The organism is Streptomyces sp. NPDC048506, from assembly GCF_040651315.1.
GTDB lineage: Bacteria > Actinomycetota > Actinomycetes > Streptomycetales > Streptomycetaceae > Streptomyces.
Genome location: NZ_JBEZIX010000045.1, coordinates 1 through 24,538 on the forward strand (window position 1 = coordinate 1; position 24,538 = coordinate 24,538).

Below are 24,538 nucleotides of genomic sequence, written 5' to 3' on the forward strand. Positions count from 1 at the left end.
GGGAGGGGACGGGCCGGAGGGGCAGGGGTGTGGGACGTAAAGCGAAGCAGTCCCACACCCCTGCCCCGCAGGACCGTCACCGCACCCAACAAACCCACGCCCGCCGCAGGCGCAACGGCGAGACGACACACGGCGGGAAAGCCGACAACGTGGGGAGGGCCCGCCGCAGGCGCAACGGCGAGAAGAAGCGCGGCGGGAAAGACGACAACGTGGGAGGAACAATGGACTTCGGTTTCGCGAGGGAGGACGAGGACTTCCGAGCCGAGGCCAGAGCCTGGCTGGAGGAGCGTCTCGGAGGCCCCCACGCGGATCCCGCCGGCCGCCAAGGCCTCGTGTGGGAGCGGGAGTTGGGGGCCGGCGGGTGGATCGGGATCGGGTGGGACCGGGCGCACGGGGCGTACGGGAACCGCGCGGCGAGCCTGACGCAGCAGGTCGTGTGGGCCGAGGAGTACGCACGGGCCGGGGCGCCGGAGCGGGTGGGGCACATCGGGGAGAACCTGCTGGCGCCGACGTTGCTCGCGTACGGGGACGAGGCGCAGCGGCGTCGGTTCCTGCCGGCCGTCGCGCGGGGCGAGGAGTTGTGGTGCCAGGGCTACAGCGAGCCGGATGCGGGGTCGGACCTGGCGGGGCTGCGGACGGCGGCGGTCCGGGACGGGGACGTCTACCGGATCAGCGGGCAGAAGATCTGGACGTCGCTGGCCCGGGAGGCCGACTGGTGCTTCGTGCTGGCCCGGACCGATCCGGGTGAGCGGCGCCACCGGGGGCTGTCGTTCCTGCTGGTGCCGATGGACCAGCCGGGGCGCATCGAGGTGCGGCCGATCCGGCAGATGTCGGGGGCGGCGGAGTTCAACGAGGTGTTCTTCGACGGGGCGGTGGCCCGGGCCGGGCATGTGGTGGGCGGGGAGGGCGCCGGTTGGCGGGTGGCGATGGGGTTGCTGGCGCTGGAGCGGGGGGTCTCCACGCTCGTCCAGCAGATCGGTTTCGCCGCGGAGCTCGACGAGGTGCTCGGGGCGGCGGTCCGTGGCGGGGCGCTGCGGGACCCGGTGCTGCGCGACCGACTGGTGCGGCAGTGGGCGGAGTTGAAGGTCATGCGGTGGAACGCGCTGCGGACCCTGGGTGCGGCCGGGGACGCGGGCGCACCGAGCGTGGCGAAGCTGTTGTGGGGCGGCTGGCACCAGCGGCTGGGGGAGCTGGCGATGCGGGTGCGGGGCGCGGCGGCCGCGTCGGGGCCCGCCGACTGGTCCGCCGAGGCGCCGTACGAACTCGACGCGCTGCAACGGCTGTTCCTGTTCTCCCGGGCCGACACCATCTACGGCGGCTCCGACGAGATCCAGCGCAACATCATCGCCGAGCGCGTGCTCGGCCTGCCCAGAGGGGAGCGGTGATGAGGGGCGTCATATTCGACGGCGAGCAGCCCCGGGTCGTGGACGATCTGGAGGTGCGGGACCCGGGGCCGGGCGAGGTGCTGGTCCGGATCCGGGCCGCGGGGCTGTGCCACAGCGATCTGTCCGTGGTCGACGGGACGATTCCGTACCCGGTGCCGGTGGTGCTGGGGCACGAGGGAGCGGGGGTGGTGGAGGCGGTGGGCGCGGGCGTCGGCCATGTGGTGCCCGGCGACCACGTCGCCCTGTCGACGCTGGCCAACTGCGGGGCGTGCGCGGAGTGCGACCGGGGGCGGCCGACGATGTGCCGCAAGGCGATCGGGATGCCTGCGCGGCCGTTCCGGCGGGGCGGTACGGAGCTGTTCAGCTTCGCGTCGAACTCGGCGTTCGCGGAGCGCACGGTCGTCAAGGCGGTGCAGGCGGTGAAGATTCCCGAGGAGATACCGCCGACGTCGGCCGCGTTGATCGGGTGCGGGGTGCTGACCGGTGTGGGCGCGGTGCTGAACCGGGCGCGGGTGGACCGCGGGGACTCGGTCGTGGTGATCGGGGCCGGTGGGGTCGGGCTCAACGTGCTCCAGGGGGCACGGATCGCCGGGGCGTCCACGATCGTGGCGGTGGACGCGAACCCGGCGAAGGAGCGGGCGGCGCGGCAGTTCGGGGCGACGCACTTCGTGGCCGCGTCGAGGGACGCGGACGGGGTGACGGCGGTGAAGGAGATCCTGCCGACCGGCGCCGACCACGCCTTCGAGTGCGTGGGCAGTACGCGGCTGATCCGGCAGGCGATCGATCTCCTGGACCGGCACGGACAGGCGGTGCTGCTCGGTGTGCCGCCGGCGAGCGCCGAGGCGTCGTTCCTGGTGTCGTCGATGTACCTGGACAAGTCGATCCTGGGGTGCCGATACGGCTCGTCGCGGCCCCAGCGGGACATCGCGCTGTACGCCCGGCTGTACCGCGAGGGGCGGCTGCTGCTGGACGAGTTGGTGACGAGGGTCTACCCGGTGGAGGACTTCGCGAAGGCGGCGGACGACGCGCACCACGGGAGGGTGGCGCGGGGGGTGCTCACCTTCGGGTAGCCACCCGGTGGCCCGATCCTGGCGAAGCATGACCATCTGGCCACTCGATCCGTTCGGGGGTCATGGACGATGCTGCTCCGGTGACCCAGACACCCGAACTGTCCGTCCGCGCGGCGGAGCCCGCCCCGGCCGTCCGGCGGCGTCGGCGTCCGCACCGCGCCTGGTCCGTCGCCGCCGTCACCTTCCTCACCCTCATCGGCGCGGCCGGCTTCGCCTCGCTCCCCGGGCTGCTCATCGATCCGCTGCACGCCGAGTTCCACTGGTCGCGCGGCACCATCGGCTTCGCGGTCTCGGTGAACCTCGCGCTGTACGGGCTGACCGCGCCGTTCGCGGCCGCCCTGATGGACCGGTTCGGCATCCGGCGGGTGGTCGCCCTCGCCCTGACGGTGATCGCGGTCGGCGCCGGGCTGACCGTCTTCATGACGGCGAGCTGGCAACTCGTGCTCCTGTGGGGCGTGCTGGTCGGCCTGGGCAGCGGCTCGATGGCGCTGGCCTTCGCCGCCACGGTCACCGGCCGCTGGTTCACCGAGCGGCGCGGGCTGGTCACCGGCATCCTGACCGCGGCCGGCGCGTCCGGGCAGCTGGTCTTCCTGCCGGCGCTGTCCTGGATCGTGGACCGGCACGGCTGGCGGCCGGCCGCGGTGACCGTCGCGCTCGCCGCGCTCGCCGTCGTCCCGCTGGTGTGGCTGCTGTTGCGCGACCACCCGGCGGACGTGGGGCTGGCGCCCTACGGGGCGACGGAGTTCGCGCCCAAGCCGCCGCCGCAGCGGGGCGCGGCCCGGCGGGCGCTACGGGCGTTGGCCTCGGCCGCTCTCCCGCACACCCGGCGGAGCTCGGGCGGTGGGACCTCCGTCGGTCCGTTCTGGCTGCTGGCGGGCAGCTTCGCGATCTGTGGCGCCACGACGAACGGCCTGGTCAAGACGCACTTCGTGCCGGCTGCGCACGATCACGGCATGCCGATGACGGCGGCCGCCTCGCTGCTCGCGGTGATCGGCGTCTTCGACATCGCGGGCACCATCGCCTCCGGCTGGTTCACCGACCGCTTCAACACCCGCCGGCTGCTGGCCGTCTACTACGGTCTGCGTGGACTGTCGCTGATGTTCCTGCCGCTGTTGCTGTCCGACAGCGTCCACCCGCCGATGGTCTTCTTCATCGTCTTCTACGGCCTGGACTGGGTGGCGACCGTGCCGCCGACCCTCGCCCTGTGCCGCGAGCACTATGGCGAGGACGCCGCGATCGTCTTCGGCTGGGTGCTGGCCGCCCACCAGGTGGGCGCGGCCCTGGTCGCCTTCCTGGGCGGGCTGGCGCGCGACGCCTTCGGCACCTACAACCCGGTCTGGTACGCCTCCGGAGCGCTCTGCGCGCTGGCGGCCCTGATGGCTCTGGTGATCCGCGAGCGGCGGACGGGGGCGGCGGTGCCGGTCGCCGTCACGGGCTGAAGCGCCCGAAGGCGCCCCGGTGGAAGAGGAGCGGACCGGCCTCCGCCGCGGCCGGATCGGTGCCCAGGGCCTCGACCCGTCCGACGACGATCAGGTGGTCGCCCCCGGTGTGCACGGCCTGGATCGTGCAGTCGATCCAGGCCGGGACGTCCGCCAGGCGCGGTGATCCGGTCACCGGTGCGGGCCGGTGGCGGACCCCGGCGAACTTGTCGGCGCCGCTGACCGCGAACCCCCGGCACAGCTCGCCCTGTCCGGCACCGAGGACGTTGACGCAGAACACCCCGGCGCGGGCGATCCGCGGCCAGGTGGTCGACGTGCGCGCCACCATGAACGCCACCAGGGGCGGGTCGAGGGAGAGCGAGGCGAAGGACTGGCAGGCGAAGCCGGCCGGGCCGGGCTCCCCGGGGGACGTGACGACCGTGACGCCGCTGGCGAAGTGGCCCAGGACGGAGCGGAATTCGGCCGGGTCCAACGGGGCGCGTTCATCCTCGCGGACGGCGCGCAGCGCGGGGCGTGGGAGGGGTGCGGCCGGTGCGGTCGCCGCGGTGGGCGCACCGACGGAGCGCAGGTACCGCACGGCCGTGGCCGCCATTCCGGCGTGTCCCATCATGCCCTTCATTGAATCTGATGGAGCGTCAGTTGTGAAGGGCGGTGACGTACGGCCACCCGGACGTGTGGTTTGCCCGCGGGTCGGCGAGATCCCGGTGATTCGCGGGAAATGGGGGGAGGTGATTCCTGATTGTGTGGTGCTCGCACGGGTGGCGTCCCTCACGGCCGCGTCCGTAGCCGAACACGGGGGAGGGTTTCGGTACATGGCCGATGCGACACCGTCGTCAGCTTCGTCTGCCGCGTCGCCCACCTTCGACGAGGTCTTCTGCGGGCTGTTGCCCCGGCTCTACCGCAGGGCGGTGATGCTGGCCGGTTCACGACAGTCGGCGGAGGACGTGGTGCACGAGGCGTACCTCAAACTCGCCGCCCGGCCGCAGCGCTTCCTCGCCCATCCGGAGCCGTACGCCTACGCCTTCACCGCCGTGCTCAACGTCGCCCGGGACGCCTACCGCAAGGACCGGCGCCAGGTGCTGGTCGACGGGCTGGAGGGCGTCGAGGAGGCCGGCGCGGGGGGCGGTGCGGACGCGGGGCCCGGTGGCTGGGACGGCGGGGTGGAGCGGCGGCACGCCGAGATCGAAGCGGTGCGCCTGCTGGGGCGGTTGTCGCACCGGCAGGCCGGCATCGTGATCCTCGTCGACCTCGACGGATACACCATCGACCAGGCCGCCAAGATCATGAAGGTGCACCGGGGCACCGCCGCCCGGCATCGCGCCCGCGCGCTGGACAGGCTGCGCGCCTACCTCGTTGAATCGGAGCACGGGCAGGCCGGGAGGTGAGCGGCACGGTGGGCGTGGGGCCACGGTACGGCAGCGGTGCGGGCGGCGACGGCCGGGACCTCGGCGGTGGCCGGGGCGACGGCGCCGGGGACGACGCCGAGGCGCTGCTGCGCGCCCGGCTGCGGCTCGCGGACGAGCAGATCGAGACCCCGCCGGGCCTGTGGGAGCGGATCAGGGACACCGGCGGCGCACCGGCGCCGGTCGCGGTCGCCCCGCCGGGCAGACGGCCGTTCGCGGTCGTGCTGGTGGTCGCGGCCGCGGTCGCCGCGGTGGCGCTGGGGGTGTGGTGGCTGGTGCGCCCCGGCTCCGTCACGTCGGAGCCGGCCGGACCGCCCCCGACGGTGAAGATCGCGGTCTACAACAGCGAGCAGGCCTGCCGCACCGGGCGCTCCCTGGAGTGCGGGCTGCGGCTGGCCAAGGACCCGCGTGCCCGGTACGCCGCGCCGGACAACTCCGCCGGCCGGGTCTGGCACGGCGACGTCCTGGCCGCGCGCTGCGTGGTCGTCGACGGCCAGATGGTCCGCGACGAGGCGGGCGTCACCTCCACCCGCTGGTACTTCGTCACCAGCGGGCAGGGGGTGCGGGGGTGGCTGCCGGGGGTGCGGACGCGGAACACCCATGAGGTGCCGGTCTGCCCCGCCGACGTGAAGTAGGCCCGGGGCCGCTCCCCGGCGTCACCGGCCGCGGTACGTCGGGTGGCGTCGCGCCACGAACGAGGCGACGCCTTCCTGGGCGTCCCTCGTCGTCATGGTGATCTCCTGGGCGGCGGCCTCGGCGGCGAAGGCGGTACCGCGGTCGGTCTCCAGCGAGGCGTTGACCAGCTGCTTCGTCAGGGCCAGGGCGCGGGTCGGGCCGGCCGCCAGCCGCTCGGCCCACTCCCGGGCGGTCTTCGCCAACGCGCCGTCCGGGACGACCCGGTTGACCAGCCCCAGCCGCTCGGCCTCGGCGGCCGGTACGGCGTCCCCGAAGAACATCAGCTCCTTGGCGCGCTGCGGGCCGATCAGCCGGGGCAGGAGGTAGGCCCCGCCCCCGTCCGGGACCAGTCCGCGGCGGACGAACACCTCGATGAAGCGGGCCGATTCGGCGGCCAGCACCAGATCGCAGGCGAACGCCAGATGGGCGCCGATCCCGGCCGCGGTGCCGTTGACCGCGGCGATGACCGGCTTCTCGCAGTCCAGCACCGCGGAGACGAGCCGCTGGGCGCCGCCGCGGATCATCCGGGCGACGTCGCCGGCGACCCGTTCGCCCGCCGGCGGGGAGCCGCGCAGATCGGCACCGGCGCAGAAGCCCTTGCCGGTCGCGGTGAGGACGACGGCCCGCACGTCCGGGTCGGCGGAGGCGTCGGCGAGCCGGGCGATGAGGCGTTCGCGCTGGTCCGGGGTGAGGGCGTTGAGGGCGTCGGGGCGGTTGAGGGTGAGCCACGAGACGCCGTTGTCAGTGGTGTGCAGTACCAAGGAATCGACGGGTTCGGCGGCGGCGTCGGCGGGCCCGGCGGGGGAAGCAGTGTCGGGGGACGGGGGCATCGGGGACGACGGGGACGACGGGAAGGGCGGGGAGGACGTCATGGGGGAGCGGCTCCAGGGGGTGTGGACGGGGGTGCGGTCGGGGTGCGGACGGCCGCGCCGGTGGCGGGTGCGCCGGGTGCTCGGGCGGCCGCGTTCAGTGGCAGACGGCGAGCGCGTCGAGGGCCACCGCACCCTGTCCGCGCGGCAGCACCACCAGCGGGTTGATATCCAACTCGGCGAGGTCACGGCCCATTTCGAGGGCCATCCGCTGCACCCGCAGGACGACCTCGACGAGCGCGTCGACGTCCGAGGGCGGGGCGCCCCGCACGCCGTCCAGCAGGGCGTGGCCGCGCAGCTCGCCCAGCATCGCGCGCGCCTGGTCCTCCCCGAAGGGCGGCACGCCCACGGCGACGTCCTGGAGGACCTCCACGAGGACCCCGCCGAGGCCGACGGTCACGGTCGGCCCGAAGAGGCTGTCGTGGGTGACGCCGACGACCATCTCCACGCCCCGCTCGATCATCTGGCAGACCAGGACGCCGTCCAGCGTGACGTCCTCGTAGCGGGCGATGTCGGTGAGCTCGCGGTAGGCGTCGCGGACCTGGCTGGCCGAGGTCAACCCGACCTTGACCAGCCCGAGTTCGGTCTTGTGCGCCAGCTGTGGGCCCGAGGCCTTCAGCACGACGGGGTAGCCGACCAGGCTCGCCGCCCGTACGGCCGCCGCGGCGCTGGTCACCAGCTGCTCGCGCGGTACGCGGATGCCGTAGGCGCGCAGCAGCTGCTTCGCCGCGTGTTCGCTGAGCTGCTGGCCCGGGCGCATCAGGGCCTGCGCCTTGCGGGCGGCGGGGGACGGGACGCGCGGGGCGTCGTCGAAGGGGGAGCGGTAGCCGGCGGCGAAGCGGTGGTGGTCGAGGTAGGCGCGGACTGCGGTGATGCAGTTGGCGAAGGTGCGGAAGGTCGCCACCCGCGAGGAGCCGAGCAGGGTGGTGCGGTAGGCGTCCTCGGTGCCGACCGGCGAGCCCCAGACCACGCACACCAGCTTGTCGGTCTGCTCCGCCGCGTCCACCAGGTCCTGGGCGAGCCGGTCGCTCATCGGCGGGAAGGGGCCGGTGATCGGGCAGATCAGCACGCCGACGGCCGGATCGGCCAGGATCGCGTCGATGATCCTGCGGCCGCGCCAGTCGCCGACCGGGTGCCCGCCGTTGTCGATCGGGTTGGCGACGTTGAGGTAGTCCGGTATCCACTGGTGCAGTTCGGCCTGTTTGGCGTCGTCGAGGGTGGGCAGTCGCAGCCCGGCCGCCGTGGCGAGGTCGGCGAAGTGGGCGCCGGTGCCTCCGGAGATCGAATAGACCGCGACCCCCTCGGCGGTGGGCTTCTTGGCACGGGCCAGCAGGGCCGCGGTGTCCTGCAACTCGTCGAGCCCGTCCACCCGGATCACGCCGAACTGCCGCATCGCGGCGTCCACGACCTCGTCCGCGCCGGTCAGCTTGCCGGTGTGCGAGGCGGCCGTCCGGGCGCCGGTCTCGGTACGGCCGACCTTCACGGCGACGACGGGCACCTTGTTGCGGGCCGCCCGGTCGGCGGCGAGCAGGAAGCTGCGGCCGTCCTTGAGTCCTTCCACATACGCCGCGATCGCCCCGACCTCGGGACGGCCGGCGAAGTAGGAGAGGAAGTCGGCGGTCTCCAGATCGGCCTCGTTGCCGGTGGGGGCCCAGTGGGAGAGGCGGATGCCCAGTTCCTGGAGGGTGAAGACGGGCCGGCCCTGGTGGCCCGACTGGGTGATCAGGGCGATGGCCGGCCCGTCGAGGTCCTCGCGGAACTTCTCGAAGGCGTTGAGGTTGGTGTTCGGGCCGAGCAGGCGGAGCCCGGAGCGCTGTACGGCCTCGGCCAGTCGGGCCTGGGCGGCCGCGCCCTGCTCCCCGGTCTCGGCGAAACCGGAGGCGAACGCCACCGCGAACTTCACCTTCGCCTCGCCGAGTTGCTCGATGACCGGCAGCGGGTCGCCGACCAGCAGGACGGCGAGGTCCACCGGTTCGGGCAGGTCGGCGACGGTGGCGTGGCAGGGCAGGTCGAAGACCCGGGTGCGGCCCGGATTGACGGGGTGAAGCCGGGCGCCGACCCGCTCCGCCCAGGCGATCAGCTGCCGGGTGATGCCGGTGTTGGGGCGGCCTTCGGCGTCCGAGGCGCCGATCACGGCCACCGACTCGGGCCGGAAGAACCGGTCCAGGTCGGGCACCGGAGCGTGCAGCGGCCGGCCGCTGACGTCCAGGTCGACCACGGTGCCGGCGCCCTCTCCGGCGCCGGCGCGCCGCGGTTCGCTTCTGCCGTGGACGGTGTGTGGTGGGTGCTCCCCACAGGCCACGACGCGGGCCGGCCGGGAGTGCGTGGTGAGGGTGCCGTGAGTCGATCCAAGCATCGCAGACGCCCGCTCCTGTGTGACGGCTCTCATTACCTGCGCAGCACCTGGCGCAGATAGCTGACGCCTAGTCAGATTACTGAACTGACGGCATGTCAGGAATGCCCTTGCGGGGGAAAGCTTGGCACTGTTCCGCGCGTCGCGTGGTGCGCGTGACCCCGTCGCCCCCTTGTGCGCCGCGTGCTCATCAGCTGAACTGACGCATCATCAGAATCGAGTGGTTTGGGGGTGCGCGCGGTATGCGGACGATCTGGCGCGGCACGGGCGGACGGCTGGTCGTGCGCCGCATCGGCCTCGGCCCGTGGCGGTGGGAGGGCCGGCGGCATGAGGACGCGCAGGGCCCGGGGGTGTTCTCGTGAGCGCCGGGGCGGGCGGCGGCGCCGACGCCGGGGCCGCGGCACCACGGTTCGACCTGCCGGAGGTGGACGCCTTCACCCGGCCGTACTGGGACGCGGCGGCCGAGGGGCGGTTGCTGCTGCGCCGCTGCCGGGCCGCGGGGTGCGGGGCGGCCCATCACTACCCGCGGGAGTTCTGCCCGTACTGCTGGAGCGAGGACGTCGTCTGGGAGCCGGCCGGCGGCCGCGCCAGCCTCTACACATGGTCGGTCGTGCACCGCAACGACCTGCCGCCGTTCGGCGGCCGGGTGCCGTACGTCGCGGCCGTGGTCGACCTCGCCGAGGGGCCGCGGATGATGACCGAGGTCATCGACTGCGGTCCGACGGAGCTGCGGATCGGGATGCCGCTGGTGGTGGCGTTCCGCACCGAGGGGCCCCACCGAGGGGGCGGCGACCGGTGCGCGGTCCCGGTCTTCCGCCCCGCGTGACGGCTCGCTCGCCGGTAGCTGCTCGCCGGTACTTATTCGGTGGCGGTCCGCCCCCGGCGGCGGCACGCTGGAGGCGTGCTGATTCGTGAGGCGACCGCGGCCGACTGGCCCGCCATCTGGCCCTTCTTCCACGCCATCGTGGCGGCCGGCGAGACCTACACCTACCCCCGCGACCTCGACGTGGCGCAGGGCCGCGCGATGTGGCTGCTCCCGCCACCCGGCCGTACGGTCGTCGCCGTGGACGACACCGGGGCGGTGCTGGGTACCGCCAAGATGAATCCCAACCACATGGGCGGCGCCGCGCACATCGCCGGCGCCAGCTTCATGGTCGATCCGCAGTACCGCGGACGCGGCGTCGGGCGGGCCCTGGGGGAGTACGTACTGGACTGGGCCCGCGCCGAGGGCTATCGGGCGATGCAGTTCAACGCCGTCGTGGAGACCAACACCGGCGCCGTCGCCCTCTGGGAGTCCCTGGGCTTCGCGGTCATGACCACCCTCCCCGAGGGCTTCCACCACCCGACCAAGGGCTATGTGGGGCTGCACATCATGTACCGGAAGCTGTGAGGCGGCCGGAGCGGCACGGGCTCGCCACCGCCGACGAGCCCGTCCGCCCCGGTCCGTCCGCCCCGGTCCGTCCGCCCCGGTCCGGCCGCTCAGGTGCCCCGCGCCTGCCTCAGCCGGCCCAGAGCCCCTCCGGCGTGAGCCCCAACAGCTCGATCGCGTTGCCCCGGACGATGCGCTCGACCACGTCCGGCGCCAGGTGGCCCATCTGGGATTCGCCGACCTCCCGGGACTTCGGCCAGGTCGAGTCGGAGTGCGGGTAATCGGTCTCGTAGAGCACGTTCCCCACCCCGATCGCGTCGAGGTTCCGCAGGCCGAAGGCGTCGTCGAAGAAGCAGCCGTACACGTGCTCGGCGAAGAGCTCGGACGGGGGGCGGCGGACCTTGTCGGCGACGCCGCCCCAGGCGCGGTTCTCCTCCCAGACCACATCGGCGCGTTCGAGGATGTACGGGATCCAGCCGATCTGGCCCTCGGCGTACATGATCTTCAAGCGCGGGAAGCGGTCGAAGGCGCCGCTCATCAGCCAGTCGACCATCGAGAAGCAGCAGTTGGCGAAGGTGATCGTGGAGCCGACGGCGGGCGGGGCGTCGGCGGAGGTGGACGGCATCCTCGACGAGGAGCCGATGTGCATGGCGATCACCGTGCCGGTCTCGTCGCAGGCGCGCAGGAACGGGTCCCAGTGGTCGGTGTGGATGCTGGGCAGGCCCAGGTGGGGCGGGATCTCGCTGAAGCAGACCGCCCGTACCCCGCGGGCCGCGTTCCGCCGCACCTCCGCCGCGGCCAGTTCGGCGTCCCACAGGGGGATGAGGGCGAGGGGGATCAGCCGGCCCCGGGCCTGCGGGCCGCACCACTCCTCCACCATCCAGTCGTTGTACGCGCGCACTCCCAGCAGGCCCAGTTCGCGGTCCTTGGCCTCGGTGAAGGTCTGGCCGCAGAAGCGGGGGAAGGTGGGGAAACAGAGGGCGGACTGGACGTGGTTGACGTCCATGTCCGACAGGCGTTCGGGGACGGAGAACGAACCGGGGCGCATCTGCTCGTAGGTGATGCCCTCCAGCTTGATGTCGTCACGGGAGCAGCCGACGGCGGTGTCGAGGCGGGTGAGCGGGCGTTGCAGATCCTCGTAGACCCACCAGTCGGCTATCGGTCCGTCATCGCCGGGGGCACCCATCGTCGGGGCGAATTTCCCGCCCACGAAGGTCATCTCCTTCAGGGGGGCGCGGACGATCCGCGGGCCGATGTCGTGGTACTTCGACGGGAGCCGGTCCCGCCAGACGTTGGGGGGCTCCACCGTGTGGTCGTCCACCGAGATGATCTTGGGGAAGGTCTCCATGACGCATACCGTAGCGCTGATCTGACGATCCGTCAGTAAACCGTGAGAGGATGCCGGATGGCCGGGGGCGCACGGAACCGCACGTTCCGCGCCCCTTGGGTGCGCCGCCCCTCCAAACCGTCCCCAACAGGCGAGGAGGCTTTGTGCACGGTCCGGACCCCTACTGACGGAAGCGGCCGCGACAAGGCAGACTGGCCGTTGCACACAGCGAGAAGGTGCATACAGCGCGGTCAACTGGTACAGGGCAGGGGGACACCATGGACGACGGTCCGGGGCGGGAGCGGCTCCGCTTCACCGTGCTCGGTCCCGTACGGGCCTGGCGCGGCGCAACGCCGCTGGCAGCGGGCTCCCCGCAGCAGCGTGCACTGCTCGCCGCACTACTGCTGCGCGGTGGACGCACCGCCACCGCGCCGGAACTCGTGGACGCCCTGTGGGGCGACGAACCACCGCATGCCGCGCTCGCCGCGCTGCGCACCTACGCCTCCCGGCTCCGCAAGGCGCTCGGCCCGGACGCCGACGCGCTGGCCAGCGAGTCCGGCGGCTATGCGATCCGGCCGGTCGACGGCCGCCCCCTGGACCTCGACCACGACCACGCCGAGCAGTACGCCGCCGAGGCGGAGAAGGCCAGGACCGCCGGCGACCGCGGCCGGGCCCGGGAGTTCCTCGACCGGGCGCTGGCGCTGTGGGACGGCGAGCCGCTGGCCGGACTGGCCGGCCCGTACGCCGACACCCAGCGGGCCCGCCTGGAGGAGTGGCGGCTGTCCCTCACGGAGAGCCGCCTCGAACTCAACCTGGAGGCCGGCTGCCACGCCGACGCGGTCTCCGAGCTGACCGCCCTGACCGCCGCCCATCCGCTGCGCGAGCGGCTGCGCGAACTGCTCATGCTGGCGCTGTACCGCAGCGGCCGGCAGGCCGAGGCGCTGGCGGTCTACGCCGACACCCGCCGGCTGCTCGCCGACGAGCTCGGCGTCGATCCCTGCGCCTCGCTCTCCGACCTGCACCGGCGCATCCTGCGGGCGGACAGCGATCTGGACGCGCCGCCGGTCGCCATCGGGGGCCCGGACGTGGCCGACCACGTCGTGGTCCGGCCCCAGCAACTCCCGGCCACCGTGGCGGACTTCACCGGCCGCACCGCCTTCGTCGCCGAACTCGGCCAGCAGCTCGCCACCGCCGAGGGCAGTGTGATGGCGGTCTCGGCCCTGACCGGCATCGGCGGCGTGGGCAAGACCACGCTCGCCGTCCATGTCGCGCACGCCGCCCGCGAGCACTTCCCCGACGGGCAGCTGTACGTCGACCTCCAGGGTGCCGGACACAACCCCTGCGAACCGGAGGCGGTGCTGGGGGCCTTTCTGCGCGCCCTGGGGGCTCCCGATTCCTCCATCCCCGACGGTCTGGAGGAGCGGGCGGCGCTCTACCGGTCCACGCTGGCCGGGCGCCGGGTGCTGGCGCTGCTGGACAACGCGCGGGACGCCGCGCAGGTCCGGCCGCTGCTGCCGGGGGCGGAGGGCTGCGCCGCGCTGATCACCAGCCGGGCGCGGATGATCGACCTGGCGGGGGCGTACCTCATCGACGTCGATGTGATGAGCCCCGAGGAGGCGCTGAAGCTCTTCACCCGCATCGTGGGAGAGGAGCGGGTGAACGCCGAACGGCAGTCGGCGATGGCCGTGGTCGGCGCCTGTGGCTTCCTGCCCCTGGCGATCCGCATCGCGGCGTCCCGGCTCGCCGCGCGCCGCACCTGGACCGTCTCCACCCTCGCCCGCAAACTCGCCGACGAGCGGCGCCGGTTGGACGAGCTCCGCGCCGGTGACCTCGCCGTCACGGCCACCTTCGAGCTGGGCTACGGCCAACTGGAGCCGCACCAGGCGCGGGCGTTCCGTCTGCTGGGCCTCGCCGACGGGCCGGACATCTCGCTCGCCGCCTCGGCCGCCCTCCTCGACCTGGACCTCGACTCCGCCGAGGACCTGATCGAATCGCTGGTCGACGCGAGCCTGTTGGAGTCCGCGGCCCCCGGCCGCTACCGCTTCCACGACCTGGTCCGGCTCTATGCCCGCGCCTGCGCGGAACGCGACGAGCAGCCGCCCGCCGAGCGGGACGCGGCGCGCTCCCGGCTGCTGGACTTCTACCTGGCGACGTCCGCGTGTGTGTACGCCCTGGAGAGGCCGGGTGACCGCCTGGTCGACCACGTGGAGGCCGCACGGTATCCGGGGCTGACCTTCAACGACCGCACCGAGGCCTTGGAGTGGCTGTTCGCGGAGGCCCGTTGCCTGCTCGCCTGCGCCCGACAGTCGCGCGGCGCCGATTCGTTGCGCCGCGCCGCCGACCTGCTTCTCCTGGCCCAGGACCTCACCGAGTCCGGCGCCGACTCGCGCCAGTACGAGCAGGTGAACGTGGACCTGCTGGCCGCGGCCGAGGCGCAAGGCGACCAGCGCGCGGCGGCGCGGGTGCACGTCGCGCTCACGCACGTCCACACCCTGGCCGGCAGGTTCGAAGAGGCCGACAAGCACGCGACGTCGGCGATGCTCCTGGGGCTTGCCACGGAGGACACCTTCGCCGGGTCCTATGCCCCGAACGACCGTGGCATCATCGCCTTCAGCCAGCACCGGACCGAGGACGCCGAGGCCTATCTCAGCCAGGCGCTGGCGGCCTTCCGGCGGGACGGCAACCGGCACTCCGAAGCGAGCGCGCTGTGCAACCTCTCGCGCGTCCACCTGGACACCGGGCGGGTCGACAGCGCGATAGAGCTGGCGGAGTCGGGCATCGCCATCTACCGGGAACTCGGCGCCATGCGGCGTCTGGCCAACGGAATGTACGCCCTGAGCCTCGCCTTCACGCGAGCCGGGCGCTTCGACGATGCGGTCGAGCACCTCACCGAAGCGCTCATGGTCTTCCAGCACAGCCGTCAGCGCTTCTGGGAGGGCATGACGTACTTCAGGCTGGCCGAGGTGGCCCTGGCCGCAGGTCGCCCGGCGAAGGCCGCCAACCACGCCGAGCAGGCGCTGACCGCGCTGCGGGACATCGGTGGCGAATGGCGGCGCGCCAACGTCCTGACCGTCCTGGGGCAGGCCCTGACCCGCATCGGGCACCACGGGCGGGCCGAGGTGTGCTTGCGGGAAGCCCTCGCGATGTATGACCGTCTCGGCTCACCGGAGGGTGCTGACGTGCGCAGACTCCTCACCGTGGTGGCGGCCGCATAGCCCGACCGGTGTGCCCTCGGCCCGACTTGCCAATCGCTCACGAACGGCGTTTATCGATCGTTCATCGCCGAGGTCCATTCTCATGGGTATCGAACCGCCGCCTCGGGGGGCAAGCGGCTCGGTGACCGGGCCCGCCAGTAAGGTGATCGGCCCTCGCACATCTGTCCGGCGACCCACGGGGGAGTCGCCGGGCGGATGATGTGCACCAAGCGCCCACGTTAAGGAGATGGCCCGATGAGCACCGAGAAGCAGACACCGGCCACTGAAGACCACCAGGTCTTCCAGCCGCTTGACCACCACATTCCCGCACCGCCCAAGGACATGGCGGCGCCGCAGTCGACTCCGCTGGGGACGCCCCGCAAGAACACCAAGAAGCCGGTCATCACGCCGCAGGACCACCACATCCCGCTCGGGCGGGAGCTCGGCGACGCCTTGGGTGAGTCCAAGTAAAGAACCTCGGGGGAGAGTTTCGGGGGATCGCAGGGGCCGTTTCGATGGCACGGAGGGGAGCCATCGAAATCGGTCCCTGCGGCATGTCTGCCCACACGTCGCATCCGGCCGACCTGCACCGCTTTCCGGCCATGCCATCGAACAAGTGCTCTGGTGGCCGGGAGTGTCTCTCTACTCTCGACACACTGCTCACACCCGCACCCCCTACGGAGGAACCCGTATGACCCGCGCCTGCAAGGCCGTCCTTTTCACCGCTCTCGCGGTCGTCGTCACGGGCACGGCCGCCGCGCCGGCGATGGCCGACTCGCCCCGTCGCGAGTCGGGCCTGGTCTCGCCCCTCGATCACCACGCGCCGATAGTCGGGGGTCTCGGCACCTCGCACGACATCGGTGCCAAGGATCGTCACCGCCCCTGAGCGGTACGGGAAGGCGTCGGGACCGCGCCCCGGCGCCGGTCCCGAAGCCTTGCCCGCCCCTGCATCTGACGCATCATCAGCTCCGCTGCTACAGTGCGCGCCATCCGGTTCCGGCCGGCTCGCCGGCCCGGTCCACGTACCGTCCTGCTCGCAGTCAGGAGGCGCGCCGTGTTCGAACCCGCTCGTATCCACACGCTCTGGGAACTGGTCGAGTACCGGGCACGGGCCTCCCGCGGGGTGCCGATGTTCTTCGACGCGGACGGGCGGAGCGTCACCTTCGACGGGGTGCGGGACGAGGCGCTGCGGGTGGCGGCCGGGCTGCGCGCGCTGGGCGTGGGCGCCGGGACGCGGGTGGCTTGGCAGCTGCCGAGCCGCATCGAGACGGTGGTCGTCTCGCTGGCACTGGCCCGGCTCGGAGCCGTGCAGACGCCCGTCATCCCCCTGCACCGGGAGCGCGAAGTCGGCTTCATCCTGGCCGACTCGGCGGCCGAGGTCGTCCTCGTGCCGGGCACCTGGCGGGGGTTCGACCACACCGCGATGGTGCGGAAGGCCGCCGGGGACGGGGTGCGGGTGGTCCCGGTCGACGGCGGGCCACCGGTGGGGGACCCCGGCGGACTCCCCGACGCGGCGCCCGCCGACGGCACGACCTGGATCTACTACACCTCCGGCACGACCTCCGCACCCAAGGGCGTGGAGCACACCGACGCCTCGCTGATCGCCGGCGGGGTCGGACTGGCCACCGCGCTCGGCATGTCCGCGCGAGACATCGGCTCGATCGCCTTCCCCTACGCGCACATCGCCGGCCCGGACTACGTCATCGCCATGCTGGTCAGCGGTTTTCCCGCGGTCATCCTGGACAGCTTCGAGCCGGCCCGGGCGGCGGCCGTCTACCGTCGGCGGGGCGTCACCATGGCCGGCGGCAGCACCGCCTTCTACCAGGCGTTCCTCGACGAGTCGCGGCGCCGGCGGCAGCAACGCCCGGACGCCGGGCGGCTGATCCCCTCGCTGCGGCTGCTGTCCGGCGGCGGCGCGCCACTGCCCCCGGAGCTGTACGCGGCGGCCGGGCGGGAACTGGAGTGCGCGCTCGTGCACGGGTACGGGATGACCGAGTGCCCGATGATCGCGATGGGAACGCCGTACGACAGCGACGAGCAACTGGCCCGGACGGTGGGCCGGCCGGTGGTGGGGGCCGAGGTGCGGATCGTCCGGCCGGACGGGAGCGGGGCGGCGACCGGGGAGACCGGAGAGGTCACCCTCAAGGGCCCGATGCTCTTCCGGCGGTACACCGATCCGGCACTGACCGCCGAGGCGTTCGACGCCGACGGGTACTTCCACACCGGCGACCTGGGGCAGCTCCGCCCGGACGGTCATCTGGTGCTCACCGGACGGCTCAAGGACATCATCATCCGCAAGGGCGAGAACATCTCCGCCCAGGAGATCGAGGACCTGCTGCACACCCATCCGGCCGTGGCGGAGGCGGCCGTGATCGGGCTGCCGGACCGCGAGCGCGGTGAGCGGGTGTGCGCGGTGGTCAGGCCCGCCGATCCGGCCGCCCCGCCGCTCACGCTCGGCGCGCTCACCACCCATCTGCGAGCGGCCGGCCTGATGACCCAGAAACTGCCGGAACAGCTGGAGATCGTCGAGGAGTTGCCGCGCGGGGGCCCGCTGAACAAGGTCCTCAAGGCGGCGCTGCGGACGCGTTACGAGCCGTAGCCGGCGGCGTTCGCCCCACGTTTTTGTCTGCGGCGCCGTGTGTCGTCTCGCCGTTGCGCCTGCGGCGGGCGTGGTTTGTTGGGTGCGGTGACGGGCCTCCGGGGCAGGGGTGTGGGACTGCTTCGCTTTACGTCCCACACCCCTGCCCCTCCGGCCCGTCCCCTCCCGTGAGTGGGTGGTGAGGGGCCGGTGGGGGCGGGCGTCGTCTGTCGACTGCCGGTAGGGGACCACTGGGTCCACCCCCACCGGTCGTCTTCTCTCCCACCCACGGGAGGGTGCGGGCCTCCGGGGCTGGGTGTCCGGACGTAAAGCGAAGCAGTCCGGACACCCAGCCCCGGAGGCCCGCACCCGCAGCCGAACAGCCCCGCTCAGCGGCACAGCCCGCCGCAGGCGCAACGGCGAGCAACAAGCACGGCGGGCAAGCCGACAACGTGGGAGGGACTACAACCGGCTCGCCTTGAGAGCCATATGCAGCAGCAACCGGTGCTCCCCGTCGTCCAGGTCGAGACCCGTCAGCTTCTCGACTCGGCCCAGGCGGTAGTAGAGCGTCTGGCGGTGGATGCCCAGGGCCTGTGCGGTGCGGCTGGCCTGGCCGGCGCAGTCGAGGAACACCTCGGCGGTGCGGGCGAGTTCGGCGTGTGCGGGGGTGAGCAGCGGGCCGATGACCGGGTCGGGGTCGGTGGCCGGCAGGGCGGTCAGCATGCGGTACGAGCCGATGGCGTCCCACTGGGCGATCGGGCCCAGCCGGGGCTCGGCGCGGGCCGCGCGGGCGGCGTTCAGGGCCTCCTGCCAGGCGATCGGCAGATCGGCCAACTCCCGGGTTCCGATGCCGATTCCGGCGGCGGAGGGGTGCGGCGGCCGGGGGTGGCCGGTCGTCGCCGTGCGGGGGTGTGGAGGATGGTCGGCGGCGGCCGGTGCGGCGCCCGCGCGGGGGGAGCGCAGTAGGTGTTCGGCCACCGTACGGGCCGGGGTGAGCCCGCCGGTCGAGCGCAGCCGTACCAGCGCGGCGAGCGCGGGCCCGGACACCGGGGGCTGTGGACCGGGCCGCAGCGGACACGCCGCGAGCAGCCCCGGCAGGCTCGGCAGCGGTGTGGTGTCGGTGTCCGAGGAGGCCCAGGGCACCACCGCTACCAGGGTGAGCGGTACGCCCGGGGTGAAGCGCAGGGTGTCCCGCAGCGCATCGCGCAGGGCGGTCGCCGCGGCCGGGCGCGCGGCGGGCTCGGAGACCAGCAGCACATGCAGCAGATCACCGAGTTCGGAACCGGCGCGGGCCTCGTCGGCCAGCAGCGCTCCGATCCGGGCGGCGGTCTCCATGGCCTGGGCGATCCGTGGGTCGGGCGGGGCGCCGTGGCCGCCCAGTGCGAGGTCGGACAGGTGCCCGTCGTCCAGTAGCCAGACATAGCCGTGCACGATGTCCCGGTGTCGTACGGGTAGACAGATCCGGCCGCGGAAGACCCCGGCCGCCGGATCGGGCGGAATGCGCAGCGGCGTCCTGGCGCGGGCGATGCCGAACGCCTCGAACCAGGCCCGTACGGCCGCGGTCGACCGCCGCTGAAGGATCGACCGGGTCCGCACCGGGTCCATGACCTCGTCGTCCTCGCCTTCGTGCGCACCGAAGGCGATCAGCCCGAAGTCCCGGTCCTCCAGCGTCGCCGGCGCGCCGAGCGTCGCCGAGATCTCGTCCACGAGCTGCTGGTAATCGCCGCGCATCAGTCACCCGGCCCTCTCCTGTCGCAGTGGTGGTCATCCCTCACTATTCTCATACATCTGTCTGAGATCCCGACCACGAAGGCGTGACAGCTGTCGATGGCCGCGAAGTGGCGCGATCCTTAAATTTCAGGTGGCTCAATCTTGCCGACGCATCCCCGCCATACGGCGTCCGCAGGCATTCGTCATCCTGAAACGTGGAGGTGCCCCATGCTGGGTCCCGTGCTTCTCGCCGCAGCGCGCAGCGACAGCATCCGCCGTGTCGTCGCGGCCGCCCCGGTCACCCGCCCCGTGGTGGACCGGTTCGTCGCGGGCGAGCGTCTGGACGAGGCCATGACCGCGGTGCGCAACCTGGCCGCGCGCGGCCTGGAGGTCACCCTCGACCACCTCGGTGAGGACATCACCGACCCGGCGGAGGCGCTGCGCAACCGCGACGCCTACCTCCAGCTGGCCGAGGCCCTCAAGGAGCAGGGGCTCGGCGCCAAGGCCGAGATGTCGGTCAAGCTGTCCGCCTTCGGCCAGGCGCTGCCCGGCGGCCACGAGCTGGCGCTGAAGAACGTCACTCCGGTGGTCGAGGCGGCAGCCGAGGCCGGGACGACCGTGACCCTGGACATGGAGGACCACACCACGGTCGACTCCACCCTCGCGATCCTGGCCGAGCTGCGCGAGCGCTTCCCGCAGACCGGCGCCGTGCTCCAGTCGTACCTCTTCCGCACCGAGGACGACTGCCATGCACTGGCCGGGGAAGGCTCCCGGGTGCGGCTGGTGAAGGGCGCGTACAAGGAGCCCGCCTCGGTCGCCTTCCAGGACAAGCGCGAGGTCGACAAGGCCTATGTACGCTGCCTGAAGATCCTGATGGGCGGGCAGGGCTACCCCATGATCGGGTCGCACGACCCGCGGATGGTGGCCATCGCCCAGGACCTGGCGCACCGCAACGGGCGCAAGCCGGCCGACTACGAATTCCAGATGCTGTACGGCATCCGTGAGGTGGAGCAGCAGAGGCTGGTCGCCGAGGGCAACCGCATGCGGGTATATGTCCCGTATGGCACGGATTGGTACGGATACTTTATGCGGCGCCTCGCCGAGCGCCCCGCGAACCTGGCCTTCTTCCTGAGGTCGCTCGCGACCCGCGGCTGAGCCACCGGCCCCCAACGCCCCGTACGTACGAACCGACGATCGAAGGAGACGGCCACGATGGACGCCGTAACCCAGGTCCCCGTGCCGGTGAACGAGCCGGTCCACACCTACGCGCCCGGCAGCCCGGAGCGTTCCCGTCTGGAGGCCAGGCTCAAGGAGCTGGCCGACAACCCGATCGACCTGCCGATGACCATCGGCGGTGAGCGGCGGATGGGTGGCGGCGCGCGCTTCGACGTCGTGCAGCCCCACAACCACGCGGCCCGGCTCGGCACGTACGCCAACGCGACGGTCCAGGACGCCCAGGACGCCGTGGACGCCGCGCTCGCCGCCGCCCCGGCCTGGCGCGCGATGTCCTTCGACGACCGCGCCGCGATCATCCTCCGGGCCGCGGAGCTGCTCTCCGGCCCCTGGCGCGAGACGTTGGCCGCCGCGACCATGCTCGGGCAGTCCAAGACCGCCCAGCAGGCGGAGATCGACACCCCCTGCGAGCTGATCGACTTCTGGCGCTTCAACGTGCACTTCGCGCGCCAGATCCTGGCCGAGCAGCCCCCGGCGAACGCCCCGGGCGTCTGGAACCGCTCGGACCACCGCCCGTTGGAGGGCTTCGTCTACGCGATCACGCCGTTCAACTTCACCGCGATCGCCGGCAACCTCCCGACCGCCCCCGCCCTCATGGGCAACGTGGTCGTCTGGAAGCCGTCCCCGACCCAGACCTTCGCCGCGGTGCTGCTGATGCAGCTGCTGGAGGAGGCCGGGCTGCCCAAGGGCGTGATCAACCTCGTCACCGGTGACGGCAAGGACGTCTCCGAGGTGGCGCTGAACCACCCCGACCTGGCGGGCATCCACTTCACCGGTTCGACCAGGACCTTCCAGTACCTGTGGAAGACGGTCGGCAACAACATCGAGAACTACAAGACCTACCCGCGACTGGTGGGCGAGACCGGCGGCAAGGACTTCATCGTCGCCCACCCCTCGGCCGACCGCGCCGTGCTGAAGACCGCCATGACCCGTGGCGCCTTCGAGTTCCAGGGGCAGAAGTGCTCCGCGGCCTCCCGCGCCTACGTCCCGGCCTCGCTGTGGAACGCCGGCTTCAAGGAGGAGTTCGCCGCCGAGGTCGAGTCCCTCACCATGGGCGACGTCACCGACCTGTCGCACTTCATGGGTGCCGTCATCGACGAGCGCTCGTTCGCCAAGAACAAGGCGGCGATCGACCGCGCCCAGGCCGACCCGACCGTCGAGGTCGTGGCCGGCGGCACCTACGACGACAGCGAGGGCTACTTCGTCCGCCCGACGGTCCTGGTCTCCACCGACCCGGAGAACGAGATCTTCAAGGACGAGTACTTCGGCCCGATCCTCGGCGTGTACGTCTACGACGACGCCGACTACGACGGCATGCTCACCCAGATGGAGTCCGCCTCGGCCTACGGCCTGACCGGCTGCGTCATCGCCCAGGACCGCGCGGCGGCCGCCGCCACCTGCGAGAAGCTGCGCTTCGCGGCCGGCAACTTCTACATCAACGACAAGCCCACCGGCGCCGTCGTCGGCCAGCAGCCCTTCGGTGGCGGCCGCGCCTCCGGCACCAACGACAAGGCCGGCGCCAAGCAGAACCTGATGCGCTGGACCTCCACCCGCTCCATCAAGGAGACCCTGGTCCCGCCGACCGACTACCGCTACCCGCACATGGGCTGACGCCCACGCGCACGACGACGGCCCGGCACCCCTCTGCGGGGGTGCCAGGCCGTCGTCGTTGCCGTCCCGAGGGTCGCTTCCGTCTCAGATAGTAGGAAGCCCAAGTAATTGTGCAGACATCACGGCCCGGCTGTCCTAGCTTTGTAGGAGCCGAACGTACCGCTCCATCGAGCGCGAGCGGGTGCGGCCCGGTGCATGAGCGCAGGTGACCCCTGCCGTGCCGAGGCCCCCGCCCTCCGGCCGCTTCAGGATCGACGCATCCCATTTGTTCTCGGGGCTCTGGCATTGGAGACGTGAATCATGGCCGAGACTGCTGTCCGCAGGACCCGTCACTCCGCCCGTACGACCGGCGACGCCGACCGCAGGAACGCCGCGGCGGCCCTCCAGCGCGCCCTCGACCGCCGGGACAACGGCGGCTCGACCGGGCACTGAGGCGATGCGTACGCACGCCGGTGCGGTGCTGTCGTCGGTGCCGTGCCGTTGCTGGTGGCGGATCCGGTCCTCGCTGGCCCGCTGGATCTGCCCCATGTGAACGTCGGAGGGGCGCTCCGGACCCCCAGGCGCCCCTCCCCGCGTACCGCTGCTCAGCCCTGCGGTGAGCGGGTCACCTCGAAGTGGTCGATGCGCTCGCCGGATTCGGCGAGGGCGGTGACCGTCATCCGCGGGCGGTGGCCCGGGCAGACCTCGACGGCGATGAAGGAGTAGCCGGTGTAGCGGACCCGGGACCACTCCACGGTCTCCGCGGTCTTCGCCTGGCCCTTGGACCAGTGGTACGTGTCCACGTGGTCGAGGTCCTTGACGTGGCCCTCGTAGCTGTCGGGCACGGGGAAGTCGTAGAGGGACCTGCCGGCGCCGCCCGCGGTGACGTAGACGATGCCCTCGCGGGTGGCGTCGACGGACTCGCCGATCGGCAGCTTCTTGGCGACCCGGCCGCCCTTGATGGCGTCGGTCCGCTCGTAGACGTGGTTGTGGCCGTTGATGACCAGGTCCACCTGGTGCTTCTCGAACAGCGGCAGCCAGGCGTCGCGCACCCCGCCCTCGGAGGCGTGCGAGTTGGTGGTGGAGAAGGCGCAGTGGTGGAAGAACACCACGATGAAGTCGGTGCCCTCGGCGGCGCGCAGTTCGGCCAGCCGGCGGTCGAGCCAGCGGGTCTGCTTGCCGTCGGTGTAGCCCTGGTTGGCGGGGATCTCGTAGGAGACGTCGTTGGCGTCCAGCGCGACGACCGCGACGTTGCCGTAGGTGAAGGAGTAGACGCCGGGGGAGTCCGTGGCGTCCGGGCCGTTGCCCGGCAGCGACCAGCGGGCGTTCTGGCCGCCGTAGCCGTTGGGCGAGTACCAGGCCTCCATGTCGTGGTTGCCGGTGGTCACCATCCACGGCACGGACTTGGCGACGGACTCGGTCTGCGCGAGGAACTGGTCCCACACCCGGGCGTCGTAGGCGTCGTGGTCGCTGCCCTGGCCGTCGGTGTCCGCGTAGCAGATGTCGCCCGCGTGCAGGTGGAACGACGGGTTCTGACCGAGGATCAGCTGGTCGTTGGCGAGCGCGTGGTAGCTGACGCCCTGGTCGCCGAAGGCGGTGAAGACGAACCGCTCGGCGCGGGCCGGGGCGGTGCGGAAGGTGCCGACGGTGGAGAAGCGGCGCGGGTCGGCCGGGTCGAAGCCGTCGTGGCCGACGCCGTAGTAGTACGTGGTGCCCGGCCGCAGGCCGTCGAGGGCCGCGTGCAGGTAGTACTGCTGGACGGCCGGCAGCTTCGCGGAGAGCGACGGGGTGTGCAGGTCGCGCACCTCGGCCTCGATCTTGCGCCCCAGGTCCCAGGGCGTGAGGCCCACCCGGACGTACGGCCGCCGCACCGCGAAGGGCACCTGCCAGCTCACCCGCATCTGGTGCCGGGGGTCGGCGCCGAAGGCGAGGTGGCGGCCGAACGGGGCGACGAGGGACCCGTCGACGCCGGCGGTCGCGGACGACACCAGCAGGGTGGGCGCGGCCGCGGCGGGGGAGGCGGCCTGGGCCGAGCCGGCCAGCAGACCGGAGCCCGCGACCATCCCCGCGGTCGCGGCCGAGGTGCGCAGCAGGCCGCGGCGGGTCAGCTTGGTACGGAGGTAGTCGTGCTGCTCGGGCATGCTCATCCGGGCGGCGAGCTGCTCCGGTATGCCGACGCGCGGGGTGTGCGAGGGCATGGGGGAGGAGCCCCAGGGGTTTCCAGTCATGCCGCCGAATTTCCCAGCAAGATCCGTCCGTTGGGGGTCATCCGGGTGAACGGCGGTTGACCGACTCCCCGCCTGTCCGTATGTCGGACGTTACGTGTCAATCAATGGGACGAAG

At 72.4% G+C, this 24,538-nt stretch carries 20 protein-coding genes; 14 read left to right on the forward strand and 6 right to left on the reverse strand.

Annotated elements, in window-relative coordinates; all coding sequences use genetic code 11:
- The first annotated feature begins 221 nt into the window (after positions 1–221).
- The 3 genes from AB0C96_RS30805 to AB0C96_RS30815 all read left to right on the forward strand — a co-directional run bounded on the left by AB0C96_RS30805 (position 222) and on the right by AB0C96_RS30815 (position 3,894).
- The gene (locus tag AB0C96_RS30805; RefSeq protein WP_362921899.1) at positions 222–1,385 is read left to right on the forward strand and encodes an acyl-CoA dehydrogenase family protein; all 1,164 of its coding nucleotides are present in this window, start codon (positions 222–224) and stop codon (positions 1,383–1,385) included.
- Positions 1,385–2,455 carry a Zn-dependent alcohol dehydrogenase gene (locus AB0C96_RS30810; RefSeq protein ID WP_362921901.1) on the forward strand — a complete coding sequence of 357 codons (1,071 nt, stop codon included), beginning with the start codon at positions 1,385–1,387 and terminating at the stop codon, positions 2,453–2,455. The genes AB0C96_RS30805 and AB0C96_RS30810 overlap by 1 nt, the downstream gene beginning before the upstream one ends.
- Positions 2,456–2,535: 80 nt before the next feature.
- On the forward strand, positions 2,536–3,894 hold the full coding sequence (locus AB0C96_RS30815) for an MFS transporter (protein ID WP_362921902.1): 1,359 nt from the start codon (positions 2,536–2,538) through the stop codon (positions 3,892–3,894).
- Here AB0C96_RS30815 and AB0C96_RS30820 read toward each other — a convergent pair.
- Positions 3,884–4,513: a flavin reductase family protein gene (locus AB0C96_RS30820; protein ID WP_362921904.1), complete on the reverse strand. Its 630-nt coding sequence runs from the start codon at positions 4,511–4,513 to the stop codon at positions 3,884–3,886. The genes AB0C96_RS30815 and AB0C96_RS30820 overlap by 11 nt on opposite strands.
- A gap of 193 nt (positions 4,514–4,706) precedes the next feature.
- Between AB0C96_RS30820 and AB0C96_RS30825 the strand changes: the two genes are divergently transcribed.
- Both AB0C96_RS30825 and AB0C96_RS30830 read left to right on the forward strand, forming a co-directional pair.
- Positions 4,707–5,279, forward strand: coding sequence for an RNA polymerase sigma factor (locus AB0C96_RS30825; protein WP_362921906.1), 573 nt, complete (start codon positions 4,707–4,709; stop codon positions 5,277–5,279).
- A gap of 8 nt (positions 5,280–5,287) precedes the next feature.
- A complete protein-coding gene (locus AB0C96_RS30830; protein WP_362921907.1) occupies positions 5,288–5,932 on the forward strand; it encodes a hypothetical protein in 645 nt (214 codons plus the stop codon).
- A 21-nt stretch (positions 5,933–5,953) separates the two neighbouring features.
- Here the strand turns inward: AB0C96_RS30830 and AB0C96_RS30835 are convergent, their stop codons facing one another.
- Together AB0C96_RS30835 and AB0C96_RS30840 are read right to left on the reverse strand one after the other, a co-directional pair.
- Complete coding sequence (locus AB0C96_RS30835; RefSeq protein WP_362922031.1) at positions 5,954–6,802, reverse strand: enoyl-CoA hydratase-related protein; 849 nt, start codon at positions 6,800–6,802, stop codon at positions 5,954–5,956.
- A gap of 136 nt (positions 6,803–6,938) precedes the next feature.
- Positions 6,939–9,197 (reverse strand): acetate--CoA ligase family protein, encoded by a 2,259-nt coding sequence (locus tag AB0C96_RS30840; protein ID WP_362921909.1) that lies wholly within the window; start codon positions 9,195–9,197, stop codon positions 6,939–6,941.
- A 355-nt stretch (positions 9,198–9,552) separates the two neighbouring features.
- Between AB0C96_RS30840 and AB0C96_RS30845 the strand changes: the two genes are divergently transcribed.
- Both AB0C96_RS30845 and AB0C96_RS30850 read left to right on the forward strand, forming a co-directional pair.
- Positions 9,553–10,020: an OB-fold domain-containing protein gene (locus AB0C96_RS30845; RefSeq protein ID WP_362921911.1), complete on the forward strand. Its 468-nt coding sequence runs from the start codon at positions 9,553–9,555 to the stop codon at positions 10,018–10,020.
- A 75-nt stretch (positions 10,021–10,095) separates the two neighbouring features.
- Positions 10,096–10,584: a GNAT family N-acetyltransferase gene (locus tag AB0C96_RS30850; RefSeq protein ID WP_362921913.1), complete on the forward strand. Its 489-nt coding sequence runs from the start codon at positions 10,096–10,098 to the stop codon at positions 10,582–10,584.
- Positions 10,585–10,693: 109 nt separating this feature from the next.
- Here the strand turns inward: AB0C96_RS30850 and AB0C96_RS30855 are convergent, their stop codons facing one another.
- Entirely contained in the window at positions 10,694–11,911 is a 1,218-nt protein-coding gene (locus AB0C96_RS30855; protein ID WP_362921915.1) for an amidohydrolase family protein, read from the reverse strand.
- Between the two features lie 257 nt (positions 11,912–12,168).
- Here AB0C96_RS30855 and AB0C96_RS30860 point away from each other — a divergent pair, with 257 nt between their 5' ends.
- The 4 genes from AB0C96_RS30860 to AB0C96_RS30875 all read left to right on the forward strand — a co-directional run bounded on the left by AB0C96_RS30860 (position 12,169) and on the right by AB0C96_RS30875 (position 17,683).
- Positions 12,169–15,105: a BTAD domain-containing putative transcriptional regulator gene (locus AB0C96_RS30860; protein WP_362921917.1), complete on the forward strand. Its 2,937-nt coding sequence runs from the start codon at positions 12,169–12,171 to the stop codon at positions 15,103–15,105.
- Between the two features lie 234 nt (positions 15,106–15,339).
- Positions 15,340–15,555, forward strand: coding sequence for a hypothetical protein (locus AB0C96_RS30865; protein WP_362921919.1), 216 nt, complete (start codon positions 15,340–15,342; stop codon positions 15,553–15,555).
- 220 nt (positions 15,556–15,775) lie between these two features.
- Positions 15,776–15,970: a hypothetical protein gene (locus AB0C96_RS30870; RefSeq protein ID WP_362921921.1), complete on the forward strand. Its 195-nt coding sequence runs from the start codon at positions 15,776–15,778 to the stop codon at positions 15,968–15,970.
- 168 nt (positions 15,971–16,138) lie between these two features.
- The gene (locus AB0C96_RS30875; RefSeq protein WP_362921923.1) at positions 16,139–17,683 is read left to right on the forward strand and encodes an AMP-binding protein; all 1,545 of its coding nucleotides are present in this window, start codon (positions 16,139–16,141) and stop codon (positions 17,681–17,683) included.
- A gap of 441 nt (positions 17,684–18,124) precedes the next feature.
- Here the strand turns inward: AB0C96_RS30875 and AB0C96_RS30880 are convergent, their stop codons facing one another.
- Complete coding sequence (locus tag AB0C96_RS30880; RefSeq protein WP_362921925.1) at positions 18,125–19,393, reverse strand: helix-turn-helix domain-containing protein; 1,269 nt, start codon at positions 19,391–19,393, stop codon at positions 18,125–18,127.
- 207 nt (positions 19,394–19,600) lie between these two features.
- Between AB0C96_RS30880 and AB0C96_RS30885 the strand changes: the two genes are divergently transcribed.
- From AB0C96_RS30885 to AB0C96_RS30895, 3 genes are all read left to right on the forward strand, one after another.
- Complete coding sequence (locus AB0C96_RS30885) at positions 19,601–20,527, forward strand: proline dehydrogenase family protein (RefSeq protein ID WP_362921926.1); 927 nt, start codon at positions 19,601–19,603, stop codon at positions 20,525–20,527.
- A 57-nt stretch (positions 20,528–20,584) separates the two neighbouring features.
- Complete coding sequence (pruA, locus tag AB0C96_RS30890) at positions 20,585–22,216, forward strand: L-glutamate gamma-semialdehyde dehydrogenase (protein WP_362921927.1); 1,632 nt, start codon at positions 20,585–20,587, stop codon at positions 22,214–22,216.
- Between the two features lie 300 nt (positions 22,217–22,516).
- Positions 22,517–22,648: a hypothetical protein gene (locus AB0C96_RS30895; protein ID WP_018087223.1), complete on the forward strand. Its 132-nt coding sequence runs from the start codon at positions 22,517–22,519 to the stop codon at positions 22,646–22,648.
- Positions 22,649–22,800: 152 nt separating this feature from the next.
- On the opposite strand, the gene AB0C96_RS30900 is transcribed toward AB0C96_RS30895, so the two are convergent.
- Positions 22,801–24,423, reverse strand: a complete 1,623-nt coding sequence (locus tag AB0C96_RS30900; RefSeq protein ID WP_362921929.1) for a metallophosphoesterase family protein — start codon at positions 24,421–24,423, stop codon at positions 22,801–22,803.
- Positions 24,424–24,538: the final 115 nt, after the last annotated feature.